The organism is Streptomyces sp. NBC_00986, assembly GCF_045162565.1.
GTDB lineage: Bacteria > Actinomycetota > Actinomycetes > Streptomycetales > Streptomycetaceae > Streptomyces.
Genome location: NZ_CP108733.1, coordinates 5,780,850 through 5,806,583, shown reverse-complemented (window position 1 = coordinate 5,806,583; position 25,734 = coordinate 5,780,850). Strand labels below are relative to the sequence as shown.

The following is a 25,734-nucleotide window of genomic DNA, read 5'->3' as shown; positions in this document are numbered from 1 at the left end:
GAGACAGTGAGAGAAGCCAGGACGGACAGGACGGAAAGGCCGGGTGGGGCCGTGCCGGGCGGCATCGAAACGGTGGACGTCGACGAACCGGACCGGAGCCGGGACCGGGGCGGGGACGGGGACGGGGATCGGGGCGGGACCGTCCTTCCCCGCCAAGGGAGTTCGAAGCCTCCGCCACTCCTGCTGAGGGCGGGGCTGAGGGCGGGGACGAACGCCGCCGTGGCCCTGTGTCTGGCGACGGCCCTGGTCCACGTACTCCTCGTGTTTCTGCACGTGGCGCCACCGAACCCCCTCTCCCGGCAGTACAGCCGCCAGGTCAACGCGTGGGTCTTCCCCCTGTTCGAGCAGAACTGGCGGCTCTTCGCACCGGATCCGGAGTCGGTCAACCGGCAGATCTCGGCACGGACCATGCACACCGCCCAGGACGGCAGGGTGCGGGTGAGCGGCTGGTTCGATCTGAGCGGCGTCGACGACTCGGCGGTGAGGCACGACGTCTTCCCGAGCCACACCGCGCAGAACATGCTGCGGCGGGCCTGGAGTTCGTACCTCGAAACCCACGGCGGTGACGACCGGCCTCGCTCGGAGCGGGCGCTGATGATGCAGAAGTACCTGACCGACATCGCGGCGGACCGCATCACCGACCACCGCGGCGGCACGTTCGAGTCCGTCCAGCTGCGGGTGATCACCATCCCCATCGCCGCGCCGGCCGAGGGGCCCGGCCCCGGCTCGTCCGCCGCCGCGCCGAAGTCTGTCGAGACGCGGTATCTGCCCTGGTGGAAGGTGACCTCCCATGAAAACTGAGCAGGCACGCGCTCCGCACCGAGGTGTCCCGCGTAACCCCGACAGGGCGGACGCGGGCCCGCCGCGCCGCGGACCGGAGCGGGTCGGCGCGTACCTCACCGTCCTGACGGAGCGGCCGGTCTCCCTCTACGCCGCGGCCGTTCTTCGCATCGGCTACGGCCTCCTCTACCTCGTCTTCCTGCTGCGCGAGTTCCCGCACCGCGACGAGATCTGGGGGCCCGGGTCACCGTGGACGCCCGAGCTGGCCAGGGAGCTGTTCGACCAGACCGGGTGGGCCAGCGTCCTCACCCTGTCCGACAGCCGGCCGTACTTCGAGACGTGCTACGCGCTGGCCCTCGTCACGTCCGCGCTGTTCATGCTGGGCTGGCGGACCCGGGCGGTGTCCGTGCTGTTCGCGGTCGTGGTGGCGTCGTTCCACGCCAGGGCGATCTTCATGACCGACGGCGGAGACAACCTCATCCTCCTCATGGCGATCTACCTCTCCTTCACCGCATGCGGCCGACGCTGGTCCCTGGACGCGCGCAGAACCCGTCGCCGGGCCTCCGCGGGGAAGGGAGCCTCTGCGGGGAAGGGAGCCTCCGCGGGGAAGGAGGAGAGCGGCTCGACGGACTCGGGAGCAGACGACCTCCGGCACCAACTGGCCATGTCCCACAGGACGTTGACGGCTGTACTCCACAACTGCGGCATGTTCGTCATCGCGGTCCAGGTCTGCTTCCTCTACGGATCCGCGGGCCTCTACAAGGTGCAGGGCGCCTCCTGGGGCAACGGCACAGCCCTCCACTACGTCCTGAACCTCGACCTGTTCCGGCCCTGGCCCCAACTCTCCCTCCTGGCGGACGAGCACGACGTGCTGATCGCCGTCGCCTGCTACCTGACCGTGCTGGTGCAGGTCGCCTTCCCGTTCGTCCTGTTCGGACGGCTCAAATACCCGGTCCTGACCGTGCTGCTGGGCATGCACCTGGGCATCGCCGCCCTCATGGGCCTGCCGCTCTTCTCCGGCGCGATGATCATCGCGGACGCCGCGTTCCTGCCGGACCGCTTCTACCGGTCACTGGGACGATTTCGGCGGCACACCGGTCGGCGGACACGCGCGAGTGAGACCGACGAACCGTCCCGCGGGGAAAGGGTGCGCGTGCCCCCACAGTCCGCACCGGCAGGCCAGGGCGGCTCGGCGGTGAACTGAACAACTCGGGGCAACGGAAGAAGGGGCGCGGCGGTGCCGGGTCGGCAGGCCACCGCGGAGGAGAACACACGGCTGCTCGCCGTACTCGCCATGGCGCTGCTTGCCGGCCGACTCCGCCTGTGAGCCCGTGACCCGTCTGTCGCCCTCCCCTGGTTGGCGGAGGGGGCCGCAACGTCAGCTGTTCGGGCTGGGTTTCCGCGCGACGGTGTCGCCCGCAGGCAGGGCGCGGAGCATGGCCCTGTAGAGGTCGTCGTGCGCGGGCGAGGCGGGAAGGGGGGCCCGGGCCGGGGCCTCGAAGGACTGGATCATCAGGGCTACGACGCGTCGCCAGGCGTCGGGAGCGGCGTCACCGCAGGCGTTGACGACGCCGAGGTTGGCCATGTGCAGCAGTACCAGGTCCGAAGGGTCGAAGTCCGCGCGCAGTCGGCCCGTGGCCTTGGCGCGGCCGATGAGTTCCACCATGCCCTCGTACGCCTCGTTCCGGCGCTTCTCCATGACCTTGGCGGTGGGGAAGGTCATGGTCAGTACGTCGGCGAAGCCGTTGTCGGCGGCCTGCATCGCGCAGGCGGCCTCGATGTAGCCGGTGAAACCGTGCCAGGGGTCGGGGTCTTCGAGGGCGGTGGCGACCGCGTCGGCGTAGGCGTCCATGCGGTCGGAGAAGACGGCTGCGACCAGCGCTTCCTTTGTGGGGAAGTGACGGAAGACGGTGGCGATCCCGACACCTGTCTCGCGGGCCACCGAAGCCATGGAGGCGCTCAGTCCGTCGCGTCCGAACACGGTGCGCGCGGCGGCGAGGATCCGCCCCCGGTTGCGCTCGACGTCACTGCGCACAGGCTGGGCGGCGGGGGCGTCGGAGTGCTGGTCGCCGGGGTTCATGAGAGCAGTCTAGCAATCGGAAAGCCCTATCCATTTCCTGTGCTACGGTGGTGGGAGTGAACCGGAAAGGGCTATCCGGATCTCGAAACGGATAGCCCGTTCCGTATCTCTTCGCCGCTTCAGCGCCGCTCGTGCCTCCTCGACGGCGTTCTACGAAAGGATCGCTGTGACCAGCATCGCCATTGTCGGAGCCGGCCCTCAACTGGGTCTGGCCATCGCCCGCACGTTCGGCTCCCAGGGCTACGACATCGCCCTGATCTCCCGCAACCGCACCAAGCTCGACGACCTCGTCGACACCCTCACCGCCGAGGGCATCACCGCCGCCGCGTTTCCCGCGGACGTACTCGACCGAGACGCCCTCACCCAGGCGCTCAAGGACGCCGCATCACGGTTCGGCGGGATCGACGTCCTGGAGTACTCCCCAGTGGGCACCTTCGGCAGCACCGCGCTGACGACTCCCGCCGGAACCGAACCGTCCCATGTGGAGTTCGAGATGAACTTCCAGCTGTACGGGGCCATCACTGCCACCAAGGCGGTGCTGCCCGCGATGCGCGAGGCCGGCGCGGGCACCCTGCTCTACACCACCGGCGCCGGCTCGATCCGGCCCGACCCGCGGGTCGCCAACGTCAACGCCGCCGCCGCGGCGCTGCGCAACTGGGCGATGAACCTGCACAAGGAACTGCTCGGCACCGGCATCCAGGCCGCCCACGTCGGTATCGACTCCTCGATCGGCGTCTCCGTCATCCCCGGCGTGGAGGCTGCCCGGCCCGAGCGGATCTCCCCGGTGTACTGGGAGCTGCACACCACCAGGCGCGACGAGGACGAGCTCGTCTTCAAGCTCGACGACAAGGGCTTCCCCCGCGGCTGACACCGCACCGGCTCCCCCGACGAACCCTGATCGCGCCGCGGCCTGCCACGCCACGGCGCGATCCCGGAAAAAGGGCAGGTCGGCTCGCCAGTGTGACCGTCTCCGCGCCGGACCGGGGTTCCGTGGTCGGCGCACAGCCTGTTCCTGCGCGACCTGCCCATCACAAAAGAAACGGTCATTCTGTTAGTGTCCCCCCACAAGCAGAATGGGTGTTCTTTTTGTGAGGGGGTGTGGTGCCGCGACTCACCGACGCGCGCAAGGAACTCCGGCGCGCCCAGATCGCCGAGGCCGCTGTCCGCTGCTTCGGCCGCAACGGCCTGGAGCGGACGTCGATCGCCGACATCATCGCCGAGTCCGGCCTCTCGGCCGGCTCGATCTACGCGCACTACCGCAACAAGGCCGACCTGGTCCAGGCAGTCGCCCGCGGGGATCTCGCCGAGCGCGCCAGGGTCCTCGGCGAGCACGCCGCGAGCGACACCCCGCCGGACCCCGACGAACTGCTCGCCCGGCTCGTCGCGGCGATCGACCCCGTCAGGGCCCGGCTCGGCGTACAGACCTGGGGCGAGGCGACCACCAACCCGGCCGTCCGCGACATCGTCGTCGACATGACCGACCGGATGCGCGCGATGCTGCACGACTGCGTCACGGCGTGGCTGGTCAAGGTCGAGCACCACGACCCGGCCGGGGCCCGGGAGAGCGCCACCCCGATCGCCCACCGGGTGATGGCGCTCTACCAGGCCGAACTGCTCTACACCGCCCTGCGGTCACCGCCCGAGGAGACAGCGCCATGACCACTCCCACCGCCTCGTTCGCCGGCCGCACCGTCTCCCGGATCGGCTACGGCGCGCTGCAGCTGGAGCGCCTGCACGACCGCCGCGACGAGGCCGTCGCGCTGCTGCGGCACGCGGTCGAGCTGGGCGTCGACCATGTGGACACCGCCGAGTTCTACGGCTTCGGTTTCGCCAACGCCGTGATCCGCGAGGCACTGCGCCCCGAGGACGACGTCCTGGTCGTCACCAAGGTCGGCGCCGACTCCGACCCCGGCGGTCACCCGCCGCTGCGTCTCGCGCAGCGGCCCGAGCAGCTGCGCGCCGGCGTCGAGGACAACCTGCGCAGCCTCGGCGTCGACCGGCTCCAGGTGGTCAATCTCCGCCGTCTCGACTCCGGCCCCGGGCTGCGTCCCGAGGGCGACCAGGTGGTCGACCTCGACGACCAGCTCGCGGTGCTGACCGCGCTGCGCGACGAGGGCAAGATCGGTGCGATCGGCTTGAGCAGCGTCACTCTCGACGTCCTGCGCCGCGCCCTGCCGACGGGCATCGTCTGCGTACAGAACGCCTACAGCCTTGTCTCCCGCGACGACGAGGACATGCTGGACCTGTGCGTGGCCGAGGGCATCGCCTGGGTGCCGTACTTCCCGCTCGGCGGGGCCTTCCCGGGCCTGCCCAAGGCGACCGACGAACCGGCGGTGCACGCGGCGGCCACCCACCTGGGCGTCACGGCCGCTCAGATCGGACTTGCCTGGCTGCTGCACCACGCCCCGAACGTGCTGCTCATCCCCGGCACCGCCGACCCCGCCCACCTGGAGGCCAACATGGGCGCCGGTGAGATCACCCTCGACGCCGCGACCCGCGCCGCTCTCGATGCCGTCGAGTCCCGTTCCAACGAGGTCCCCATCGGCTGACCGGAGCCGACGACACCCCGGGCGCGACCACCCGCCACCGGACACCCCGACGGAACTCCCGGCCGCGCCGGGAACCACCCCTTCTTCACCCTTCTTCACCAGGTCCTGAGGATGAATCATGAAGGCCATCATCTACCGCGACGCCGGCGGCCCCGACGTTCTTCGACTCGTCGACCGTGACCTGCCGGCGCCCGGCCCCGGCGAGGTACGCGTCCGGGTGGCCGTGTCCGGGGTCAACCCGACCGACTGGCAGGCCCGCTCCCGCGCCGCCCACCCCAGGCACTTCCAGGAGGTCACCCCGCACCTCGACGGCGCCGGCACGATCGACGCCGTAGGGGAGGGGATCGACCGGAACCGGGTCGGTCAGCGGGTCTGGCTGTTCATGGCCGCCGCGGGGCGGCCCACCGGTACCGCCGCCGAGTTCACCGTCGTGTCCGCCGAGCGGGCCGTACCGCTGCCCGACGAGGTCGGGTACGACGCCGGCGCCTCACTCGGAGTCCCCGCGCTCACCGCGCACCGCGCGCTCACCGTCGCCGAGGACGGGCCGCGCCGTCTACAGCCCGGAGCGCTCGACGGCAGGGTGGTGCTCGCCGCCGGCGGCGCCGGAGCGGTCGGGCACGCGGTGATCCAGCTCGCCCGGTGGGCCGGCGCCACCGTGATCAGCACGGTCAGCAGCCCGGAGAAGGCCCGGCTGGCCACCGCCGCGGGGGCCCACCACGTGCTCGACTACCGCGAGGGCGATCCGGCCGCGGAGATCCGCGGGATCGCCCCGGACGGCGTCGACATCGTCGCCGAGGTGGCGCTCGGCACCAACCTCGCACTGGACCTGGCCGTGCTGCGGACCCGCGGCACGATCTCGGCCTACGCCAACGACGGTGGCAGGCCGGTCGAGTTGGACGTGTCGCAGACCATGGTGCTGAACGCCCGCCTGCAGTTCCTGGTGCTCTACACGGCCGGTCCGGAGGCACTCACCGTGGCAGTCGACGACGTAGCCGCCGCAGTACGCGACGCCGCGCTGCCGGTCGGCGAGGACCACGGCCTGCCGCTGCTCCACTTCCCACTCGCCCGCACCGCCGATGCCCACCGGGCGGTGGAGAACGGAGCCGTCGGCAAGGTCCTGGTGAGCACCATGCAGTGACACCCCGCCGGCTAGTGACACCCAGCCGGTCGCGGTGCGAACAGCGGACAGCAAAAAGGCCCGGGTCAATGACCTGGGCCTTCGTCCTGGAGCGGGTGACGAGAATCGAACTCGCACTCTCAGCTTGGGAAGCTGATGTTCTACCACTAAACTACACCCGCGAAAACGCCGGTTGAACCGGTGTCGGAACGCCTCGTCACTGTACCGCATGTCAGGTCCCCGGCGCTGAAGCCGTGGGGGCGCGGCTGCGTTCCGTAGGGCGGACGGGGCTGCGGCGGGCCGGAGTTGGGGCGTACGGTGGAGGCGTGGAAGAGGGTCTGGGTGGGACCGGAGTGCCGCCTGGAGAGTCGTTCCTTTCATCCCGTAATGTGGCATTTGGCGTCCGGCGAGCAGCAGTCGGGCGCGGCTCTTGGGGAAGGGACTCATGGACTTGATGGAGCGCACCGTCGTCCGATGTGCCGATGGGCACGTGTTCAGTACCGCTTCGTTCCCGATGCAGCAGGCGGAGCGGCTCGGCCCCGGCCGACTCGTGAGGTGTCCACGGTGTGCCCGGCTCCGCAGTGTGGTGCTGGTGACCTTGGAGAAGCAGTAGAAGTAGCCGTAGAACTGGCAGGAGAAGCAGCGGTATCGCAGTAGTCGTCGCTGGCGCGCGGGTCCGTCCGATTGTGGTCGGTCCGCGCGTCTTGCGTATCCTCGGGGCGTGCTTCTCTCAGACAAGGACATCCGGGCCGAGATCGACGCCGGGCGGGTCCGGATCGATCCCTACGACGAATCCATGGTGCAGCCGTCGAGTGTCGACGTGCGCCTCGACCGCTACTTCCGGGTGTTCGAGAACCACCGCTACCCCCACATCGACCCGTCCGTCGAACAGGCGGATCTGACGCGGCTGGTGGAGCCGGAGGGCGACGAGCCGTTCATCCTCCACCCCGGCGAGTTCGTGCTCGCCTCGACCTACGAGGTCGTGACCCTCCCCGACGATCTCGCCTCCCGCCTCGAGGGAAAGTCCTCCCTCGGCCGGCTCGGGCTCGTCACGCACTCCACCGCCGGGTTCATCGACCCCGGGTTCTCCGGCCACGTGACGCTGGAGCTCTCCAACCTCGCGACCCTCCCGATCAAGCTCTGGCCGGGCATGAAGATCGGCCAGCTGTGCATGTTCCAGCTCAGCTCGGCGGCCGAGTTCCCCTACGGCAGCGAGCGCTACGGCTCCCGCTACCAGGGCCAGCGCGGCCCGACCGCCTCCCGTTCCTTCCTCAACTTCCACCGGACGCAGGTGTGACCGTGGCCGGTGCGCGGGAGAACCTGACCTACGAGGCGTTCGGCGTCGCCGTGCGCGAACTCGCGCAGACCATCGCCGACGACGGCTACGAGCCCGACATCATCCTCAGCATCGCCCGCGGCGGAGTCTTCGTCGCCGGCGGCCTCGCCTACGCCCTCGACTGCAAGAACATCAGCCTCGTGAACGTCGAGTTCTACACGGGCGTGGGCACCACCCTCGACATGCCCGTCATGCTCGCGCCCGTCCCGGACGTGATCGACTTCTCCGACAAGAAGGTCCTGATCACCGACGACGTCGCCGACACCGGCAAGACCCTCAAACTGGTCCGCGACTTCTGCCTCGACGCCGTCGCCGAGGTCCGCAGCGCGGTCGTCTACGAGAAGTCGCAGTCGCTGGTGAAGTGCGAGTACGTGTGGAAGCGCACCGACGAGTGGATCAACTTCCCGTGGTCCGTGCAACCCCCGGTCGTCCGTCGCACCGGGCAGGTCCTCGACGCCTGAGCGGTGGCGACTGCATCTCCTAGGACGACGAAGGGCTCCCGGTGCGCACCGGGAGCCCTTCGTCGTCGTAGCGGAAAAACTGTCGTAGCCGGGAAGCCTCTAGAACGTGCCCAGCTTCACGATCGACAGCAGGGCGATGAGTTGGATCGCCGATGCGCCCAGGGCCTTTGGCCAGGGGAGGTCGTGGGAGCGGCTGACCATCATCGTGAGGAGGGCGCCGGCCGCCACCCAGGTGGCCCAGCCGAGGGCCTGGACGAAGGTCGCGTCGCCGCCGAAGAACATGGCGAAGATCAGGCGGGGGGCGTCCGTGAGGGACATGATCAGCATGGAGAGGCCGACCGTGGGCTGCCAGGCTCCGTCGCCGCCGAGCTGGCGGGCCAGGGTGTGGGTGACCACGCCCAGGACGAAGGACGACAGCACCATCGCCACGGCCGTGATCAGGACGATCGGGACCGCGTTCGCCAGGGTGGCGTTTATCGCGTCCGCGCGGGCGCCGTCGAAACCGAAGACCGCGAGCAGGCCGTAGAGGAACGTCACGATCAGGGCGGGGCCCCACATCGTGTAGTCCCGCATCTGGAGGAAGGTCTGCTGGGGGGCGAAGACGATGCCTCTGAGCAGGTCCTTCCAGTGCAGGCGGGGGCCGATCGGGCCCGTGGGGGCTTGGGTCGAGCCCGCGCGGTACGTACCGCCCTGGGTGTACGGGTCCTCCCCTACGGCGAAGGCCTGGGTGCTGCCCGGGTTGTTCGCCGCGTACGGGTCCGGGGTGCCCGGGTGGGAGCCCTGTCCGTACCCGCCGCCGTCGCCGAAGTACTCCGGCTCGTCTCCGTAGGCGCCGTTGCCACCGCTGCCGGCGTTCCCCTGGGACCACTGCCGGCCACCGCCCGCAGCGCTTCCGTACTGCGGTTGCTGCTGCGGGTACGACTGCGGGGCCGCGGGGTAGCCGTACGGCTGTCCCTGCGGCGCAGGGGGTGCCTGCTGCCCGTACGGAGGTTGTTGAGGGCGCGCTTGCGGGGCCCTGCCGTCCCGGCCGCCGCGTCCGATCCTGAATCCAGCCACGTCATCGAACGTACCTGGTTCCGCGGAGACACGTGTCGGGCCGGGGGTTCTGGGTGGGGCTTTGCTGCTGAGCTGTGACATCCCCTAAGGGGCGGACACAAGGGTCCCGGTGGTGATGCCGGTGGCGTAGCTCTTGAGGAGGGCGACCGGGCCGACCTGCTCGTTCTCGCCGTGCGCGACGGTGACGAGGTCCGCCTTGCCGTCGCCCGCTCTGGGGGAGGGGACGGGGGTGCGGGTGCGGGGCTGGGCGTGCGTATATGTAGGTGCGGGCCGGGACCATGACGAATCGTCATGGTCCCGGCCCTGCAGGCTAGTTGGGGGCTAGTCGGCGAACAGGGCGCCGAACTGCGGTGTGCCCGAGGTCGATACGCCCGAGGTGCTGGGGGAGATCGTGCGGGAGCCGGTGGTGGTGATCTTTGTGCCGTTGGAGGGGAGGTAGGTGACCGCGCCGTTGCCGTCGTTCTCGTACGAGCCGACGAGCAGGTCCGCCTTGCCGTCGCCGGTGACGTCGTCGAGCTTGACGTCGGCGCCGAAGAGGTCGTTCTTCTCGTCCGCGCCGGGGACGCCGGCCGTGCTCTGGGCGAAGGACTGGACGCCGGTGGTGGTGTTCACGCCGGTCGCGGAGCCGTAGACGACCGTGACCATGCCGGCGTTGGTGGCGGCGCCGAGGTCCTCGTTCGCGGCGGAGACGACGACGTCCTGGTAGCCGTCGCCGTTGACGTCGCCGAGGTCCAGGTCCCAGCCGAAGGCGTCGCCCTTCTCCGAACTGCCGGGTATGTTCCCGGAGTTCTGGGTGATGCCGGTGGTGGAGGCGGGGCCGGACGCGGAGCCGTAGGTGATGTTGACCTTGCCGCCGTTCGACGAGTCCGGGACGGTCGTGCCGTCGCCGGTCGTGGCGTCCCAGCCTGCGCCGGTGACGATGTCGCCGTAACCGTCGCCGTTGATGTCGCCGATACCGGTGACGATGCCGGCCTTCAGGGTCTTCACGCCCGCGATGCTCAGGCCGCTCGCGGCGCCCGGCACGTAGTAGTTGGTGTTCCAGCCGTTGGACGTCTGCGTCTCGAAACCGTCGACCACGAGGTCGGTGCGGCCGTCGCCGTTCACGTCGCCGGCCGTGAGGTGCTCCGGGCCGTACGGGAAGCCGGTCGTGCCGGAACGGATCGGGGGCTTGATCGTGTAGCGGCCGCCGGGCTTGCCGGTGGAGCTGCTGAAGCCGCCCTTGTAGACGTAGAGGGTGGCGGCCGAGCTGCCGACCGCGAGGTCGGCCTTGCCGTCGCCGTCGAAGTCGCCCGCGGCCAGGGTCTGGCCCCAGTTGTCGTGCCCGGACACGGCCGGGTCCGGTACGTCGCTGCTCTTGCCGGTGAGGCCGCTCTTCGAGCCCCACAGGATCGCGAGCGCGCCGCCGTCGGTGTCGGTGCCGACCTTCTCGTACGGCGAGGCCACGGCGAGGTCGTCGTAACCGTCGCCGTTGAAGTCGGCGTACGCCGTCGTGTAGCCGAAGTAGTCGCCCTTCTCGGCGGTACCGGGCACGTTGCCGGAGTTCTGGCTCAGCGTCGAACGCTTCGCGGACGATACGCCGGTGGCGGTTCCGTACAGCGCGACTACCTGGCCCGCGTTGGCCTGGCCGGTGACGTACGCGCCGGGCGCGGAGACTACGGCGTCGCCGATTCCGTCGCCGTTGAAGTCGGCCTTCGCGACCTTGAAGGAGTCGGCGGCGGTCGCTGTCGTCGCCGAGAGCGTGAGCAGACCGCCGGTCAGTGCGGCCGCGGCGGCCGTTGCGAGGGTGAGTCGCAGGTGTTGCTGCATGCGGGGTCTCCTGCGGCATGCGGGGGATGCGTGGCGGGCATCCGCGTCGGTGAGGTGTTGAGGGGGTGTCGAGGGGGTGCGTACCGTCCGTGTTTTCCGGGAGTTGTCCTCGGCTTCACGGGTGGTTGGCGATCAAGAGACCTGTGGTGGTGCGTAAGGGTTGTACGTGAGGTCGGTAAAACCCTGAGGTGAGCGGGTGAGGGTGGGGGTGGGGGTGCCCAGGGGGATGGGTGGCCAGGGTAGTAATCCCCTTGCCTGTACTGCGTACTGGGCCGGTGTGGAGGGGCGCGTTCGCGTCTCGGCAGCACGCCGGGTGGGGACTCACTGCGCAACAGACCAACAGGTGAAGTGGCCAAGAGGTCAGGCGCGTGGGGGAGTTCGTGGCGGCGGTCCGAGCGATCGCCTGGGTGGTGGCTCCCGTCTGTCGATCGGCTCCCCTCTCGCCGACCCTGCCCCCTCTGGAAGCTGGGGTCATTTCTAACCGGTCATGTGCTGTTGCAGCGGTTAGATTTACCCCCGGCTTGCAGCACCCCCTACCGGAGTTGGCCGCTGAGCCGAGGGGATGGGGTGGCCCGGATCTGCGTCGTGCTGGGCTGGTTGGTGCAGGTTCACATTCGGGATTTGAGTACGTCGACCTCGCAGCCCGGTGCGAAGGGGTCGAAGCCGTGGTCGGTCAGCCAGCGGATCACCAGCAGGCTTCGCAGGGACCACCAGCCGCGGATCACGTCGAGGTCGACGTCGGTGCCGTAGCCGGCGATGACGTCGGGGAGGTGTTCCTCGTGTCCGAGTGTGAAGGTGGCGAGGTCGTAGAGGGCGTCGCCCGGGCCCGCCTCGGACCAGTCGATGATGCCGGTGACCTCGTCGCCGTCGACGAAGACGTGCGCGATCTGCAGGTCGCCGTGCGTGAACATCTCAGTCCATGGGCGGAGCGCGGCCTCGGCCACCTGGCGGTTGCGGGTGACCAGGGAGGCGGGCAGGACGCTGTGCGATATGAGCTGCTCGCATTCGGCGTCGAGTTCCGCCGTGAGCTCCTCGATGGGCTTTCCCCGGGCGGGCCAGGGCGGCAGGGGGGCTTCGTGCAGTTTCCGGATGGCGGCGCCCGCCGCGGCCCACGCCGCCGGTGATCCGGTCGACGGTCCGCCTAGGCGCCCGAGCGTCGTCCCCGGGACTGCCGCGAGGGCGAGCACGGGCGGCTTGTGCCACAGGACCTCCGGGGTCGGGACCGGCACCAGGGCCATCGCCTCGACCTCGGTGTCGAGACGCGCCTGATCCGCGTCCACCTTCAGGAACACGTCACCGACGCGCAGAGTCGCCCGCTCGGAATGCGCGACAACGACCTCGACCTCCACCTCATCCATGGGCCACCAGTATTCCGGGGGCGGTCGACCGCGTCGCCACGTTTATCGCTCGCGGTCACACGGCCACCGCCTCCCCTCACACCGGCCCGCGACGCAGTACAGGCACGGGGCTCCCCACCTTGGCCACCCGTTCACTCGGGCCGTGGAAGGCCGACACTGGCCGAGAAGCGAGTGGCCCAACGGTCACGTATCGAGCCGCGTTCGCCTTCCCCACGTGGCGTCTCTTACGGCGTGCAGACGTTCTTGAGTTGGGTCGCCGCCGCGTCGATCTTGCTGGAGTCGGGGTTCGTGTCGCCGTTCAGGATGGACTTGTTGTAGTCGGAGATCGCCTTGTTGAGGTTGTCGACCGCCTTGTCGACCTTGGTGTTGTCCGAGTCGGCGTCGATCTTGGCGAGGGATTCGTGGGTCCGGGTCGGGTCTACTGCCGCGTCGTGGATCGCCTTGAGGCTGTCGGAGATCGTGTCCCAGTTCTGCAGGCAGTTCAGGGAGTTGGAGACGTCCGAGGTGTCGGAGGGGTCGGTCGGGTCGCAGGCCGTCAGCAGTCCGGCCGTGAGGGCTATGGCTGCGGCTGTGGTGGCCAGGGTGGCCGTACGGCGGATGCGGTGGCGGCGGTTCGGAGGCATGGCAGGGTCCTTCGGGGTGAGTTCCGGCTGAGGGGACTGCGGGGTCATCGGGGTGGGGTCGGGCGGGGTCAGGCCCAGGGCTCTTCCACCCGCGCCTTGGCGGCCGACTCGCGGCGGCCCGATATCAGGCCGCCCGCCGCGCCCAGGGAGACCAGGCCCATCCCGGCCGCGGTCGCGATGCCCTTGACGCCGTCCATCGAGAGGTAGCAGAACGCGGCCACACCGCCGTTGAAGAGGAACAGGAACCACAGCGTCGACCGCTTCGACAGGAACGCCTTGATCTTCGGCTTCTTCGCGATGCGCGAACCGGCCAGGAGCGAGACGGCGATACCGGTGTAGGTGGCGGCGTTCTTCGCCGTACCGTCCAGCACCGCCCCGGAGGCCGTGCTCGCGGCGAGGCCGCCGACGAAGAACGACCACAGCAGCAGGTTGGCGACGAACGACTTCACGGTGGCGAGCAGCGACTTCACGGGATGTCCTCGGGGAGGTGTAGGGGGCTTGCTCTCTGCCCTCCACGATTCCGTCGCGCGCTCGCCGTCACGAGGGACCGCTCTCCCGGATCCGGGGTGTAGCCCGCTACACCCCCCTCCCTACGACGATGCCCCGCAGCCTCCGGTGAGGGTGCGGGGCATCGTCGTAGACGAACGGGTTGTTACTTCACCGGCTGGGGCTCCGGGGCGTTCTCCGGTTCCGAGGTGCCTGCCGGGGGCTCGTCGTCGGTCGGCTTCCTGACCGAGTCGAGGAGGAGCTGGGCCACGTCGACCACCTGGATCGATTCCTTGGCCTTGCCGTCGTTCTTCTTGCCGTTGACCGAGTCGGTCAGCATCACCAGGCAGAAGGGGCAGGCCGTGGACACGATGTCCGGGTTCAGGGAAAGGGCTTCGTCCACGCGCTCGTTGTTGATGCGCTTGCCGATGCGCTCTTCCATCCACATGCGCGCGCCGCCGGCACCGCAGCAGAAGCCGCGTTCCTTGTGGCGGTGCATCTCCTCGTTGCGCAGGCCGGGGACGCTGGCGATGATCTCGCGCGGGGGCGTGTAGATCTTGTTGTGGCGGCCCAGGTAGCACGGGTCGTGGTAGGTGATGATGCCCTCGACCGGGGTCACCGGCACCAACTTGCCCTCGTCGACGAGGTGTTGGAGCAGCTGGGTGTGGTGGATGACCTCGTAGTCGCCGCCGAGCTGCGGGTACTCGTTGCCGATGGTGTTCAGGCAGTGCGGGCACGTCGCGACGATCTTCTTCGCCGACTTGGGTTTCGCCGACTCGGCCACGACCTTGCCGTCGTCGTCCAACTCCTCGCCGAACGCCATGTTCAGGGCCATGACGTTCTCCATGCCGAGTTCCTGGAACAGGGGCTCGTTGCCGAGCCTCCGCGCCGAGTCGCCCGTGCACTTCTCGTCGCCGCCCATGATCGCGAACTTGACGCCCGCGATGTGGAGGAGTTCCGCGAAGGCCTTCGTCGTCTTCTTGGCGCGGTCCTCCAGCGCGCCCGCGCAGCCGACCCAGTACAGGTACTCGACCTCGGTCAGGTCCTCGATGTCCTGGCCGACGACCGGGACCTCGAACTCGACCTCCTTGAGCCACTCCAGGCGCTGCTTCTTCGCCAGGCCCCAGGGGTTGCCCTTCTTCTCCAGGTTCTTGAGCATCGTCCCGGCCTCGGACGGGAACGCGCTCTCGATCATCACCTGGTAGCGGCGCATGTCGACGATGTGGTCGACGTGCTCGATGTCGACCGGGCACTGCTCGACGCAGGCGCCGCAGGTGGTGCAGGACCACAGGACGTCCGGGTCGATGACGCCGTTGTCCTCGAAGGTGCCGATCAGCGGGCGTTCCGCCTCCGCGAGAGCCGCTGCGGGGACGTCCTTCAGCTGCTCCTCCGTCGCCTTCTCCTCGCCCTCCATCGACTTGCCGCCGCCCGCCAGCAGGTACGGGGCCTTGGCGTGCGCGTGGTCGCGGAGGGACATGATCAGGAGCTTGGGGGAGAGGGGCTTGCCGGTGTTCCAGGCCGGGCACTGCGACTGGCAGCGGCCGCACTCCGTGCACGTGGAGAAGTCCAGCAGGCCCTTCCAGGAGAACTGCTCGACCTGGGAGACGCCGAAGACGTCGTCGTCGCCCGGGTCGGTGAAGTCGATCGGCTCGCCGCCCGACGTCATCGGGAGCAGGGCGCCGAGCGAGGTCTCGCCGGTCGCGTTGCGCTTGAACCAGATGTTCGGGAACGCGAGGAAACGGTGCCAGGCCACGCCCATGTCCGTCTTCAGGGCGACCGTGATCATCCAGATGAAGGAGGTCGCGATCTTCAGGCCGGCGAAGAAGTAGGTGAGGTTCTGGAGCGTGGAGACGTCCAGGTGCCGCAGGGCCGAGACCACCGGGTACGAGATGAAGAAGGACGCCTCGTACGCGTCGACGTGGTGCTGGGCGCCCTCGAGCGCGTGCAGCATGAAGATGCAGACGCCGACGATGAGGATGACGGCCTCGACGAAGTACGCCTGGCCGAAGTTCGAGCCGGCGAAGCGGGACTTGCGGCCCGGCTTGTTCGGCTTGCTCAGCTGGCGGATCACGATCAGGGCGAGGATGCCGAGGACCGTCATCGTGCCGATGAACTCGACGAAGACGTTGTACGGCGCCCACTCACCGATGATCGGCAGCAGCCAGTCGGCCTGGAAGAGCTGGCCGACGGCGTTGACGATCGTCAGCAGCAGCGAGAAGAAGCCCACCGCCACGAACCAGTGCGCGACGCCGACGACACCCCAGCGGTTCATCCGGGTGTGGCCGAGGAACTCCTTGGCCACGGTGACTGTGCGCTGGACGGGCTCGTCGGTGCGGGTGCCCTTGGGCACGTTCTGGCCGAGTCGCATGAAGGTGTAGATCTGCAGGACGGCGCGGGCGAACAGCGCCACACCGACCACGATCAGAACCAGCGACACGATGATCGCGGCGAGTTGCATTTCAGGGCTCCTCGGGCCTGCGAGGGGTCATGGCATTACCACCTAGCACATTACTAAGCGGTAACTTAATCGGTTCGACCGAGACTACCCCTATCTTGCGTCGCACTGTAGCCAGCCGTGCGGTGATGTGTGTCGCTGAGGGTTGCCTAAAAAGACCTGCTCCGGGCTTGTTCCCAAGCTTGTTACGGTCTGATCGTGTTATTCGTACTGAATTGGTACATTTGCGTCTAATTTGGATCCGTGCTCTACGGGATTCTCGCCGCCACGACCGCCCTGCTCCTCGCCGCCGTCCTCGCCGCACTGCTCCGGGTACCCGCACTGCGGGCGAGGATCGTCGACCGCAGACGGCGGACGCGTCCGGTACCGCTGCTCGGGGGGCTGGCCGTCGTGCTCGCCGTCGTGTCGGTGACCTGGGCGTGCGACTGGACCGGCGTCGCCCCGCTCGGTGACGGCGTCGGCGGACTGCTGGGTGCCGGGTCCGCCGTCGCCGCGCTCGGGCTCGTCGCCGATGTGTGGCGGCTGAAGACCCGGTTCCTCGTCCTCGGTACGGCTGTCGCGGCGGCCTGTGTCGTGCCGTACGGGGAGATCGGGGTGCCCGGAGGGGTGTTGGCGGCGGTGTGGATCGTCTTCGTCGCCGGTGCCTTCAAGGGGCTCGATCACGCCGACGGGCTCGCGGGGACCGTCGGGGTGGTCACCGCCTTCGGGGTCGGGGCCTGTGCCGCGATGGAAGTCATGGACGGGCTCGCGGTGTTGCTGAGTGTGCTGGCCGCCGCGCTCACCGGGTTCCTGATGCACAACTGGCATCCCGCGCGGATCGCGCTCGGCGCGTGCGGCTCGCTGTTCACGGGGTTCGTGCTCGCCTCGGCCGCCGTCGTCACGCAGGCCGGGCGCGGGTTCGCGTCCAGTGCGGGGGTGCTGTTCGCGCTCACCGCCGTTGCGAGTGCGGATGCCGTACTCGTGCTGCTGTCCCGACGGCTGGCCGGGCGGGCCCTGTTGCGGGGCGGGCCCGACCATCTCGCCCATCGGCTGCGGAGGTTGGGGCTCACTCCGCAAGGAGCGGTGGTTGTTCTGGGGGTCGGAGGGTTCTCCGGAGTGCTCGTCGGGGTGCTCGTGCACAACGGGTGGGCGGGCGAATCCGCCGTCGCGTGGGTGGGGGGCGGGGCCCTTGTCGTCGTGTTCGGGCTGCTTAAAGTCTCTGTCTACGGGGGACGGCGTGCCGCATCCACGCAGGTCAGGGCGCAGTTGCGTGTAAGGAACGGATAAGAGTTGAGCCTGGTCGACTCAGCTCTGTTGACCGAGCGGTGAGTGTCGTGCACACTTGAGTCCGTTCCACTCAAGTCATTGCTGGAGGAATCAACCATGGCACGTGCGGTCGGCATCGACCTGGGCACGACTAACTCCGTCGTCAGCGTTCTTGAAGGCGGCGAGCCCACCGTCATCACCAACGCAGAGGGCGCCAGGACCACGCCGTCCGTCGTCGCCTTCGCCAAGAACGGCGAGGTGCTCGTCGGAGAGGTGGCCAAGCGCCAGGCGGTCACGAACGTTGACCGGACCATCCGTTCCGTGAAGCGCCACATGGGCACGGACTGGAAGATCGAGCTGGACGGCAAGAGCTTCAACCCGCAGCAGATGAGCGCCTTCATCCTGCAGAAGCTGAAGCGCGACGCCGAGGCCTACCTGGGCGAGAAGGTGGCCGACGCGGTCATCACCGTCCCGGCGTACTTCAACGACTCCGAGCGTCAGGCGACGAAGGAGGCCGGCGAGATCGCGGGCCTGAACGTCCTGCGCATCGTGAACGAGCCGACCGCCGCGGCGCTGGCGTACGGCCTCGACAAGGACGACCAGACGATCCTCGTCTTCGACCTCGGTGGCGGCACCTTCGACGTGTCCCTCCTGGAGATCGGCGACGGCGTCGTCGAGGTGAAGGCCACGAACGGCGACAACCACCTCGGTGGTGACGACTGGGACCAGCGGGTCGTCGACTACCTGGTGAAGCAGTTCGCGTCCGGCCACGGCGTGGACCTGGGCAAGGACAAGATGGCCCTGCAGCGTCTGCGTGAGGCTGCCGAGAAGGCCAAGATCGAGCTGTCCAGCTCCACCGAGACCTCGATCAACCTGCCCTACATCACGGCGTCCGCCGAGGGCCCGCTGCACCTGGACGAGAAGCTCACCCGCGCCCAGTTCCAGCAGCTGACGGCCGACCTGCTGGAGCGCTGCAAGACGCCGTTCCACAACGTCATCAAGGACGCCGGGATCTCCATCAACGAGATCGACCACGTCGTCCTCGTCGGTGGCTCCACCCGTATGCCGGCCGTCGCGGAGATCGTGCGCGAGCTGACCGGCGGCAAGGACGCCAACAAGGGCGTCAACCCGGACGAGGTCGTCGCCATCGGCGCGTCCCTCCAGGCCGGTGTCCTCAAGGGCGAGGTCAAGGACGTCCTGCTCCTCGACGTGACCCCGCTGTCCCTCGGTATCGAGACCAAGGGAGGGATCATGACCAAGCTCATCGAGCGCAACACCACGATCCCGACCAAGCGGTCCGAGATCTTCACCACCGCCGAGGACAACCAGCCCTCCGTGCAGATCCAGGTCTACCAGGGCGAGCGCGAGATCGCGGCGTACAACAAGAAGCTCGGGATGTTCGAGCTGACCGGTCTGCCGCCGGCCCCGCGTGGTGTCCCGCAGATCGAGGTCTCCTTCGACATCGACGCCAACGGCATCATGCACGTCACGGCCAAGGACCTCGGCACCGGCAAGGAGCAGAAGATGACCGTCACCGGCGGCTCCTCGCTGCCGAAGGACGAGGTCGACCGCATGCGCCAGGAGGCCGAGCAGTACGCGGACGAGGACCACCGTCGCCGCGAGGCCGCCGAGTCCCGCAACCAGGGCGAGCAGCTCGTCTACCAGACGGAGAAGTTCCTCAAGGACAACGAGGACAAGGTCCCCGGCGAGGTCAAGACCGAGGTCGAGGCCGCCGTCGAGGAGCTGAAGGCCGCGCTCAAGGGCGAGGACACCGCCGAGATCCGCACCGCCACCGAGAAGGTCGCCGCGGTCTCGCAGAAGGTCGGCCAGGCCATGTACGCGGACGCCCAGGCCGGTCAGGCCGCGGGCGGCGACGCCCCGGGTGCCGAGGCGCCCAAGGCGGACGACGACGTGGTGGACGCCGAGATCGTGGACGACGAGCGCAAGGACGGTGCCGCGTGACGGAGGAGACCCCGGGCTTCGACGAGAAGCCTGATGTCCCTTCCGGCGCCACCCCCGACGACGCCGAGCCGCAGGCCGCCTCCCCCTCCAGCAGTGGGGAGGGGGCGGCCCCGGCAGGGGACGCAAGCAGCGCGCAGATCGCCGGTCTGACGGCCCAGCTGGACCAGGTGCGCAAGGCGCTCGAAGAGCGCACCGCGGACCTCCAGCGGCTCCAGGCCGAGTTCCAGAACTACCGCCGCCGGGTCGAGCGGGACCGCATCGCGGTCAAGGAGATCGCCGTGGCGAACCTCCTGACCGAGCTGATGCCCACGCTCGACGACATCGGCCGCGCGCGGGAACACGGTGAACTCGTCGGCGGTTTCAAGTCGGTGGCGGAATCCCTGGAGACCGCCGCGGCGAAGATGGGACTGCAGCAGTTCGGCAAGGAGGGCGAGCCCTTCGACCCGACGATCCACGAGGCCCTGATGCACTCGTACGCGCCGGACGTCACGGAGACGACCTGCGTGGCGATCCTGCAGCCCGGGTATCGCATCGGCGAGCGCACCATCCGCCCCGCGCGGGTGGCGGTCGCGGAGCCGCAGCCCGGTGCCGCGGGGACCGGCAAGGCGGAGTCCTCGGACGCCGCCGAGACCGCGGACGACGACAAGGAGAGCGGTGGCCCGGACGAGGGCTGACATCGCACCCCACGGGACCCGCAAGGGGAGTAGCACCAAAGGAAAGGAGGGACGTCGAGGATGAGCACCAAGGACTTCATCGAGAAGGACTACTACAAGGTCCTCGGCGTCCCCAAGGACGCCACCGAGGCCGAGATCAAGAAGGCGTACCGGAAGCTCGCCCGCGAGTTCCACCCGGACGCCAACAAGGGCAACGCCAAGGCCGAGGAGCGCTTCAAGGAGATCTCCGAGGCCAACGACATCCTCGGTGACCCCAAGAAGCGCAAGGAGTACGACGAGGCCCGCTCCCTCTTCGGCAACGGCGGCTACCGCCCGGGGCCGGGCGGCGCGGGCGGCGGCAACTTCAACTTCGACCTGGGCGACCTCTTCGGAGGCGGCGCCCAGGGCGGTGGTGGCGCCGGGGGAGCCGGCGGCTTCGGCGGCGGGATCGGTGACGTCTTCGGGGGCCTGTTCAACCGCGGCGGCACGGGCACGACCCGTACGCAGCCCAGGCGCGGCCAGGACATCGAGTCCGAGGTCACGCTCAGCTTCACGGAGGCCATCGAAGGGGCCACGGTCCCGCTGCGGATGTCCTCGCAGCAGCCCTGCAAGGCCTGTTCGGGCACCGGCGACAAGAACGGCACACCGCGCGTGTGCCCGACCTGCGTCGGCACCGGCCAGGTGGCGCGCGGCTCCGGCGGCGGCTTCTCGCTCACGGACCCGTGCCCCGACTGCAAGGGCCGCGGCCTCATCGCCGAGCACCCCTGCATCGAGTGCAAGGGCAGCGGACGCGCCAAGTCGTCCCGGACCATGCAGGTCCGGATCCCTGCGGGGGTCACGGACAGCCAGCGCATCCGGCTCCGCGGCAAGGGCGCACCGGGTGAACGGGGCGGTCCCGCAGGGGACTTGTACGTCATGGTGCACGTCGACGCGCACCCCGTGTTCGGCCGCAAGGACGACAACCTCACGGTGACGGTCCCGGTGACGTTCGCCGAGGCGGCACTCGGCGGCGAGGTCAGGGTGCCCACCCTGGGCGGCCCGCCGGTGACGCTGAAGCTGCCCCCGGGCACGCCGAACGGCCGGACGATGCGCGCCCGCGGCAAGGGCGCGGTCCGCAAGGACGGCACCCGGGGCGATCTCCTCGTCACGGTCGAGGTGAGTGTCCCGAAGGACGTCACGGGGAATGCTCGTGACGCACTGGAGGCGTATCGAGAGGCGACCGCGGGCGAGGACCCGCGGGCGGAGCTGTTCCAGGCCGCGAAGGGAGCATGAGAGTGATGGACGGCCGTCGGCGTAACCCTTATGAACTGACCGAGGAGACCCCGGTCTACGTCATCTCGGTGGCGGCCCAGCTCTCCGGCCTGCACCCGCAGACGCTGCGTCAGTACGACCGCCTCGGCCTGGTCTCCCCGGACCGTACGGCCGGGCGCGGCCGGCGCTACTCGGCCCGCGACATCGAACTGCTGCGCACCGTCCAGCAGTTGTCGCAGACCGAGGGCATCAACCTGGCCGGCATCAAGCGCATCATCGAGCTGGAGAACCAGGTGGTCGCGCTCCAGCAGCGCGTCGCCGAGCTCCAGTCGGCGGTCGAGGGCGCGGCGGCCACGATGCAGCAGCGCGAGGCCGCGGTGCACGCGTCGTACCGGCGCGACCTGGTCCCGTACCAGGAGGTCCAGCAGACCAGCGCGCTGGTGGTGTGGCGGCCGAAGCGGCAGCAGTCCTCGGACTGACGCACGGCACAGGCATCCCGAAGGGGCCCGGAGGTTCACCGACCTCCGGGCCCCTTCCGTGTGTTCAGGACGTTCAGGGCGTCAGGGCCGCCCAGTCGCCCGCCGGCACGGACTCGGTGCCGTCCGCGGCCAGCGTGGTCACCCAGTAGAAGGACGTGGTGCCGCGCGCGGCGCCGGCGTCGTGGTACGTGCCGGCCTCGCTGCCGAGGTCGGCGATCTTCTCGTACGTCCCGGTGGCGGGGTTCCAGCGGTGGACGCGGAAGCCGGTCGTCTCCTGGGAGGCGGAGCTCCAGTTCCAGTCGAGGTCGACCCCCGCGCCGCCCTCCGTCGCGGACGCGTCCAGTTCCAGCGGGGAGCCCTCCGGAGTGGTGACGCTCGGCGTCACGTCGAGTTCCGTCTCCACCACGATGTGGGCCTCGCCGGTCGACTTCCAGGTGGAGAGCCAGTTGTCGTCGTACGCGTCGACGAAGAAGCAGGCCTCTTCGCCGTCGGGCAGGGTCGCGTACGCGTACGACGTGGTGGCGGCGGACAGCCACTCCACCTCGTGGACGGAGCAGACCTTCTCCTCGTCGCCCAGGAGCCGGCCCCGGTAGACGAGGTACCGCCCGAGGTCGGGCGCCGGGTTCGGGTCCCAGGCCAGCGAGAAGCCGTACCCGGTCGGCGTGACCGTCAGTCCGGTCACCGCGGGAGGCGCGGTGCTGTCCGGGCGGGTGGCCCTGAGGGCGGCGGAGCGGGCGGACTCGTTGCCCGCCGCGTCCAGGGCGGTCACCCGGTAGGTGTAGGTGCTCTCCTCCGCCGCCGAGGTGTCCAGGTACGAGGCCTTGGCCGTGTCCCCGATCCTGGCGTACGAGCTGCTCCCGTCCGGCGCCCGGTACACGCGGTACGACGTCGCTCCGGCGACCGCGGTCCACTCGACCGGGATTCCGCCCACCGAGAGGGAGGTCTCCAGCCCGGTGGGCACGGCGGGGGCGGTGCGGTCGGCGGTGGTGACGGGCTGGTCGGCGGTGCCGCCGGACTCGTTGCCGGCCGCGTCGAGCGCGCGGAGCTCGTAGTAGTAGGTGTCCTCGCCGGTCACCGGGAGACCGGTGTCGGTGTACGAGGTGGAGGCGGTCGTGGCGAGCGGTGTGCCGCCGAACGCGGTCCCCTTCGGGCGCCGGTAGACCCGGTACCCCGCGAGGTCCATCTCCGTGTTCTTCGACCAGGTGAGCTTCGCCCTGCCGGTCGCGGAGGAGTACGACACCGCCGTGCCCGTCGGGGCGAGCGGCTCGACCTTGTCGACGGTGGCCGAAGTCCGGGGCGTGTACGTGAACTTGACCTTCGCGGCGCCCGTCCAGTTGGCGTAGTCGATCCGCAGGGTGTGCTTGCCCTTGGGGATCGTCACGTTGGCCGTCCTGCTCACGGTCGTGGAGGTGTTCTTCCACAGGTCGACCTTGCGGACGCCGTCGACGTACACGCGGATTCCGTCGAGCCCGGACGCGGCGAGGGCGAACGGACCGCCGGAGCCGAAGTCCCGGGTCACGCTCCAGCGGACGCCGAAGGTGTCCTTCGGGAGGCCGGAGGCGGGGGCGCCGGTCCAGGTCCGGTCGATCGCGTTGTCGCAGTCCGTCTTCTTGGGGGTGCCCGAGAAGGAGGTGTTCGCGAAGAACTGGCGCTTGAAGACGGGCGAGGTGCAACTGGCCGCCGCGGAGGCGGAGATCGTCGCGCCGGCGAGCAGGCCGCCCGCGACGGAGAGCACGACGGCGACGGCGGTCGTGTGTCTGGCTGGGTTCATGCGGTCCCTTGTCGGATCGGTCTCGGCGGCACTGGCCGCCGATGATCACGACTCGTGGGGAAAGGAGTTGGTTGTGCTGATCTTTGCCTTCCCATGAACTCCCGTTGAGTGGAGGGTCCGTAAAGAGCGTTTGGATGGGGTTCCGCAGCCTCTCCACATACCAAACGGAACGTGGCGTTGCCATCTCGTTAAGTAGTTCCGCTTGACGCCGGTGGTCGTGGCCGCGTTGGCTTTTCAGTCACCTGGGTTGCAATGCTGCACCCACGTCCGCACGGCACCAGAAGTGAGCACCCAATGCGTCGTATCGCCATATCCGTGGCCGCGTCCTCGCTGGCCCTCCCCCTGGCCGCCTGTGGCGTGCTGAACTCGTCGGGGAGCAGCTCGGACGCGACTCCGGCGAAGGGCAACGACATCACGGTCGGTGTGCTCATGCCGGAGAAGACGAACACGCGGTACGCGGAGTTCGACTTCCCGATCATGAAGGCGAAGATCCGGGAACTCACCGCGAACAAGGGCAAGGCCGAGTACGAGAACGCCGGCGGCGTCGCGGCCACGCAGGACAAGCAGATGCAGGCGATGATCGACAAGAAGGTCGACATCATCGTGCTCGACGCCGTCGACTCGCACGCCATCCGCACCATGGTGGCGAAGGCCAAGACCGCCGGCATCCCGGTCATCGCCTACGACCGGCTCGCCGAGGGCCCGATCGACGCGTACGTCTCCTTCGACGGCGAACTGGTCGGCGAGGTGCAGGGCCGCTCCCTGCTCGAGGCGCTGGGCGGCGACGTGGACACCTCCGACAAGATCGTCATGATCAACGGCTCGCCGACCGACCCGAACGCCGCGGTGTTCAAGGGCGGGGCGCTGTCCGAGTTGCAGGGCAAGGTGACGATCGCCGAGAGCTACAACACCAAGGCCTGGGACCCCGACATCGCGAAGTCGGAGATGACCGAGGCGATCAACAAGCTCGGCAAGAACAACATCGCCGCGGTGTACTCCGCCAACGACGCCATGGCCGGCGGCATCATCAAGGCCCTGAAGGCGTCGGGCCTGACGAAGATCCCGCCCGTCACCGGCCAGGACGCCGAACTCACCGCCGTGCAGCGGATCGTCTCCGGTGAGCAGTACATGAGCGTCTACAAGCCCTACCCCGACCTCGCCGAGGCCGCAGCGAAGATCGCGGTCGCCAAGGTGCAGGGCAGGGACATCGAGTTCGACGCGCTGACCCGTGACACGGTCGACAGCCCCACGAACAAGAAGATCCCCTCGCAGCTGGTGTCCGTGGTCGCGCTGACGCAGGACAACATCAAGTCGACGGTGGTCGCGGACGGGATCTACAAGATCTCCGACATCTGCACGGCCGACTACAAGACGGCGTGCGAGGCGCACGGGCTGAAGTGACCCGCCCGCCCCGCACGGGAGTTCACGCCACCCGCGTGAACTCCACCGTCACCTCCGGCGGTCCGCCCGCCACACCCCGGTAGATCCCCTTGTGCGGGGTCACGTCGTCGTAGTCGCGCCCCCGCCCCACCACCACGTGGGACTCGTCGGGCCGGGTCCGGTTCGTGGGGTCGTAGCCGCACCAGTCGCCCGCCCAGTACTCGATCCAGGCGTGGCTCTGCCCGGCCACCGGGCGGTGCAGCTCCGCTTCGCGCTCGGGGTGCAGGTAACCGGAGACGTAGCGCGTGGGCAGGCCGAGCCCCCGCAGCAGGGCGATGGTCACGTGGGCGATGTCCTGGCAGACGCCGGCGCCCTGTTCCCAGGCCTCGGTGGCGGAGGTGTTCACGCCCGTGACGCCGGGGAGGTAGGCCACCCGGTCGGCTACCAGAGCGGAGACCGCGATCGCCGTCCCGTGCGGATCGAGTCCTACGGCCGCCTTGCGGGCCTTCTTCAGCAGCTTGGGCGGGACCGTCGTACGGACCGTGGGGCCGATGAACTCCAACAGGCGTGAGTTCGTGGTCCGTTCGGTCACCTCCTGCCAACTGGGGGAGGGGCCGAGCAGCTCCGGCGGGGACGTCTCGACGAGGCTCGACGCGGTGATCGTGAGGTTCGCGTGCGGGTCCATCAGGTCGAAGCCGGTGACCTGGGTGCCCCAGTAGTCCCAGTACGACCACGTCGGCGTCGTGGGGTTGACGGTCACGCGCGCGTCCAGCGTGGTCTGGCCGGGCAGCGTGAGCGGGGTCATCCTCACCTCGTTGTGGGAGGACACGGCCGCCTGGGCGTACGACACGCGGGTGGTGTGGCGGATGCGAAGCCTACGGGTCAT

Annotated in this window: 23 protein-coding genes and 1 tRNA gene; 14 read left to right on the top strand and 10 right to left on the bottom strand. The window is 69.2% G+C overall.

The window, feature by feature from the left end:
- Positions 1-51: 51 nt before the first annotated feature.
- A complete protein-coding gene (locus OG504_RS25650) occupies positions 52-801 on the top strand; it encodes a DUF5819 family protein (RefSeq protein ID WP_405991921.1) in 750 nt (249 codons plus the stop codon).
- Positions 791-1,984 (top strand): HTTM domain-containing protein, encoded by a 1,194-nt coding sequence (locus OG504_RS25645; protein ID WP_405991920.1) that lies wholly within the window; start codon positions 791-793, stop codon positions 1,982-1,984. The genes OG504_RS25650 and OG504_RS25645 overlap by 11 nt, the downstream gene beginning before the upstream one ends.
- A 174-nt stretch (positions 1,985-2,158) precedes the next feature.
- On the opposite strand, the gene OG504_RS25640 is transcribed toward OG504_RS25645, so the two are convergent.
- Entirely contained in the window at positions 2,159-2,860 is a 702-nt protein-coding gene (locus tag OG504_RS25640; RefSeq protein WP_405991919.1) for a TetR/AcrR family transcriptional regulator, read from the bottom strand.
- A 166-nt stretch (positions 2,861-3,026) separates the two neighbouring features.
- Here OG504_RS25640 and OG504_RS25635 point away from each other — a divergent pair, with 166 nt between their 5' ends.
- The 4 genes from OG504_RS25635 (at position 3,027) to OG504_RS25620 (ending at position 6,547) form a co-directional block, all read left to right on the top strand.
- Positions 3,027-3,728, top strand: coding sequence for an SDR family NAD(P)-dependent oxidoreductase (locus tag OG504_RS25635; protein WP_405991918.1), 702 nt, complete (start codon positions 3,027-3,029; stop codon positions 3,726-3,728).
- A 233-nt stretch (positions 3,729-3,961) separates the two neighbouring features.
- Positions 3,962-4,519, top strand: a complete 558-nt coding sequence (locus OG504_RS25630; RefSeq protein WP_405991917.1) for a TetR/AcrR family transcriptional regulator — start codon at positions 3,962-3,964, stop codon at positions 4,517-4,519.
- On the top strand, positions 4,516-5,409 hold the full coding sequence (locus OG504_RS25625; protein WP_405991916.1) for an aldo/keto reductase: 894 nt from the start codon (positions 4,516-4,518) through the stop codon (positions 5,407-5,409). The genes OG504_RS25630 and OG504_RS25625 overlap by 4 nt, the downstream gene beginning before the upstream one ends.
- A gap of 118 nt (positions 5,410-5,527) precedes the next feature.
- Positions 5,528-6,547, top strand: a complete 1,020-nt coding sequence (locus OG504_RS25620) for an NADPH:quinone reductase (protein ID WP_405991915.1) — start codon at positions 5,528-5,530, stop codon at positions 6,545-6,547.
- Between the two features lie 87 nt (positions 6,548-6,634).
- Here the strand turns inward: OG504_RS25620 and OG504_RS25615 are convergent.
- Positions 6,635-6,708, bottom strand: a tRNA-Gly gene (locus tag OG504_RS25615).
- Between the two features lie 539 nt (positions 6,709-7,247).
- Between OG504_RS25615 and dcd the strand changes: the two genes are divergently transcribed.
- Positions 7,248-7,823 (top strand): dCTP deaminase, encoded by a 576-nt coding sequence (gene dcd / locus OG504_RS25610; protein WP_033284765.1) that lies wholly within the window; start codon positions 7,248-7,250, stop codon positions 7,821-7,823.
- 2 nt (positions 7,824-7,825) lie between these two features.
- The gene (locus OG504_RS25605) at positions 7,826-8,323 is read left to right on the top strand and encodes a phosphoribosyltransferase (protein ID WP_405991914.1); all 498 of its coding nucleotides are present in this window, start codon (positions 7,826-7,828) and stop codon (positions 8,321-8,323) included.
- Positions 8,324-8,422: 99 nt separating this feature from the next.
- Here OG504_RS25605 and OG504_RS25600 read toward each other — a convergent pair whose 3' ends face one another.
- The 6 genes from OG504_RS25600 to OG504_RS25575 form a co-directional block, all read right to left on the bottom strand.
- Positions 8,423-9,460: a Yip1 family protein gene (locus OG504_RS25600; protein WP_405991913.1), complete on the bottom strand. Its 1,038-nt coding sequence runs from the start codon at positions 9,458-9,460 to the stop codon at positions 8,423-8,425.
- Between the two features lie 240 nt (positions 9,461-9,700).
- A complete protein-coding gene (locus OG504_RS25595; protein WP_405991912.1) occupies positions 9,701-11,185 on the bottom strand; it encodes an FG-GAP and VCBS repeat-containing protein in 1,485 nt (494 codons plus the stop codon).
- A gap of 608 nt (positions 11,186-11,793) precedes the next feature.
- Complete coding sequence (locus OG504_RS25590) at positions 11,794-12,543, bottom strand: phosphotransferase family protein (protein ID WP_405991911.1); 750 nt, start codon at positions 12,541-12,543, stop codon at positions 11,794-11,796.
- 224 nt (positions 12,544-12,767) lie between these two features.
- Positions 12,768-13,166 carry a hypothetical protein gene (locus OG504_RS25585; protein ID WP_405991910.1) on the bottom strand — a complete coding sequence of 133 codons (399 nt, stop codon included), beginning with the start codon at positions 13,164-13,166 and terminating at the stop codon, positions 12,768-12,770.
- A gap of 68 nt (positions 13,167-13,234) precedes the next feature.
- Positions 13,235-13,636, bottom strand: a complete 402-nt coding sequence (locus OG504_RS25580; protein ID WP_405991909.1) for a hypothetical protein — start codon at positions 13,634-13,636, stop codon at positions 13,235-13,237.
- Between the two features lie 182 nt (positions 13,637-13,818).
- Positions 13,819-16,110: a (Fe-S)-binding protein gene (locus OG504_RS25575; RefSeq protein ID WP_405991908.1), complete on the bottom strand. Its 2,292-nt coding sequence runs from the start codon at positions 16,108-16,110 to the stop codon at positions 13,819-13,821.
- Between the two features lie 240 nt (positions 16,111-16,350).
- Between OG504_RS25575 and OG504_RS25570 the strand changes: the two genes are divergently transcribed.
- From OG504_RS25570 to OG504_RS25550, 5 genes are all read left to right on the top strand, one after another.
- Positions 16,351-17,373: an MraY family glycosyltransferase gene (locus OG504_RS25570; protein WP_405991907.1), complete on the top strand. Its 1,023-nt coding sequence runs from the start codon at positions 16,351-16,353 to the stop codon at positions 17,371-17,373.
- Between the two features lie 96 nt (positions 17,374-17,469).
- Entirely contained in the window at positions 17,470-19,314 is a 1,845-nt protein-coding gene (gene dnaK, locus OG504_RS25565; protein ID WP_405991906.1) for a molecular chaperone DnaK, read from the top strand.
- Positions 19,311-19,988: a nucleotide exchange factor GrpE gene (grpE, locus tag OG504_RS25560; protein WP_405991905.1), complete on the top strand. Its 678-nt coding sequence runs from the start codon at positions 19,311-19,313 to the stop codon at positions 19,986-19,988. Before dnaK ends, grpE begins: the two co-directional genes overlap by 4 nt.
- 60 nt (positions 19,989-20,048) lie before the next feature.
- Positions 20,049-21,239 (top strand): molecular chaperone DnaJ, encoded by a 1,191-nt coding sequence (gene dnaJ, locus OG504_RS25555; RefSeq protein WP_405991904.1) that lies wholly within the window; start codon positions 20,049-20,051, stop codon positions 21,237-21,239.
- Between the two features lie 5 nt (positions 21,240-21,244).
- Positions 21,245-21,697: a heat shock protein transcriptional repressor HspR gene (locus OG504_RS25550; RefSeq protein WP_033284884.1), complete on the top strand. Its 453-nt coding sequence runs from the start codon at positions 21,245-21,247 to the stop codon at positions 21,695-21,697.
- 73 nt (positions 21,698-21,770) lie between these two features.
- Here OG504_RS25550 and OG504_RS25545 read toward each other — a convergent pair whose 3' ends face one another.
- Positions 21,771-23,468: a fibronectin type III domain-containing protein gene (locus OG504_RS25545; protein ID WP_405991903.1), complete on the bottom strand. Its 1,698-nt coding sequence runs from the start codon at positions 23,466-23,468 to the stop codon at positions 21,771-21,773.
- Positions 23,469-23,762: 294 nt separating this feature from the next.
- Here OG504_RS25545 and OG504_RS25540 point away from each other — a divergent pair, with 294 nt between their 5' ends.
- Entirely contained in the window at positions 23,763-24,869 is a 1,107-nt protein-coding gene (locus OG504_RS25540; protein ID WP_405991902.1) for a sugar ABC transporter substrate-binding protein, read from the top strand.
- 22 nt (positions 24,870-24,891) lie between these two features.
- Here the strand turns inward: OG504_RS25540 and OG504_RS25535 are convergent, their stop codons facing one another.
- Positions 24,892-25,734 carry a transglutaminase N-terminal domain-containing protein gene (locus OG504_RS25535; RefSeq protein WP_405991901.1) on the bottom strand — a complete coding sequence of 281 codons (843 nt, stop codon included), beginning with the start codon at positions 25,732-25,734 and terminating at the stop codon, positions 24,892-24,894.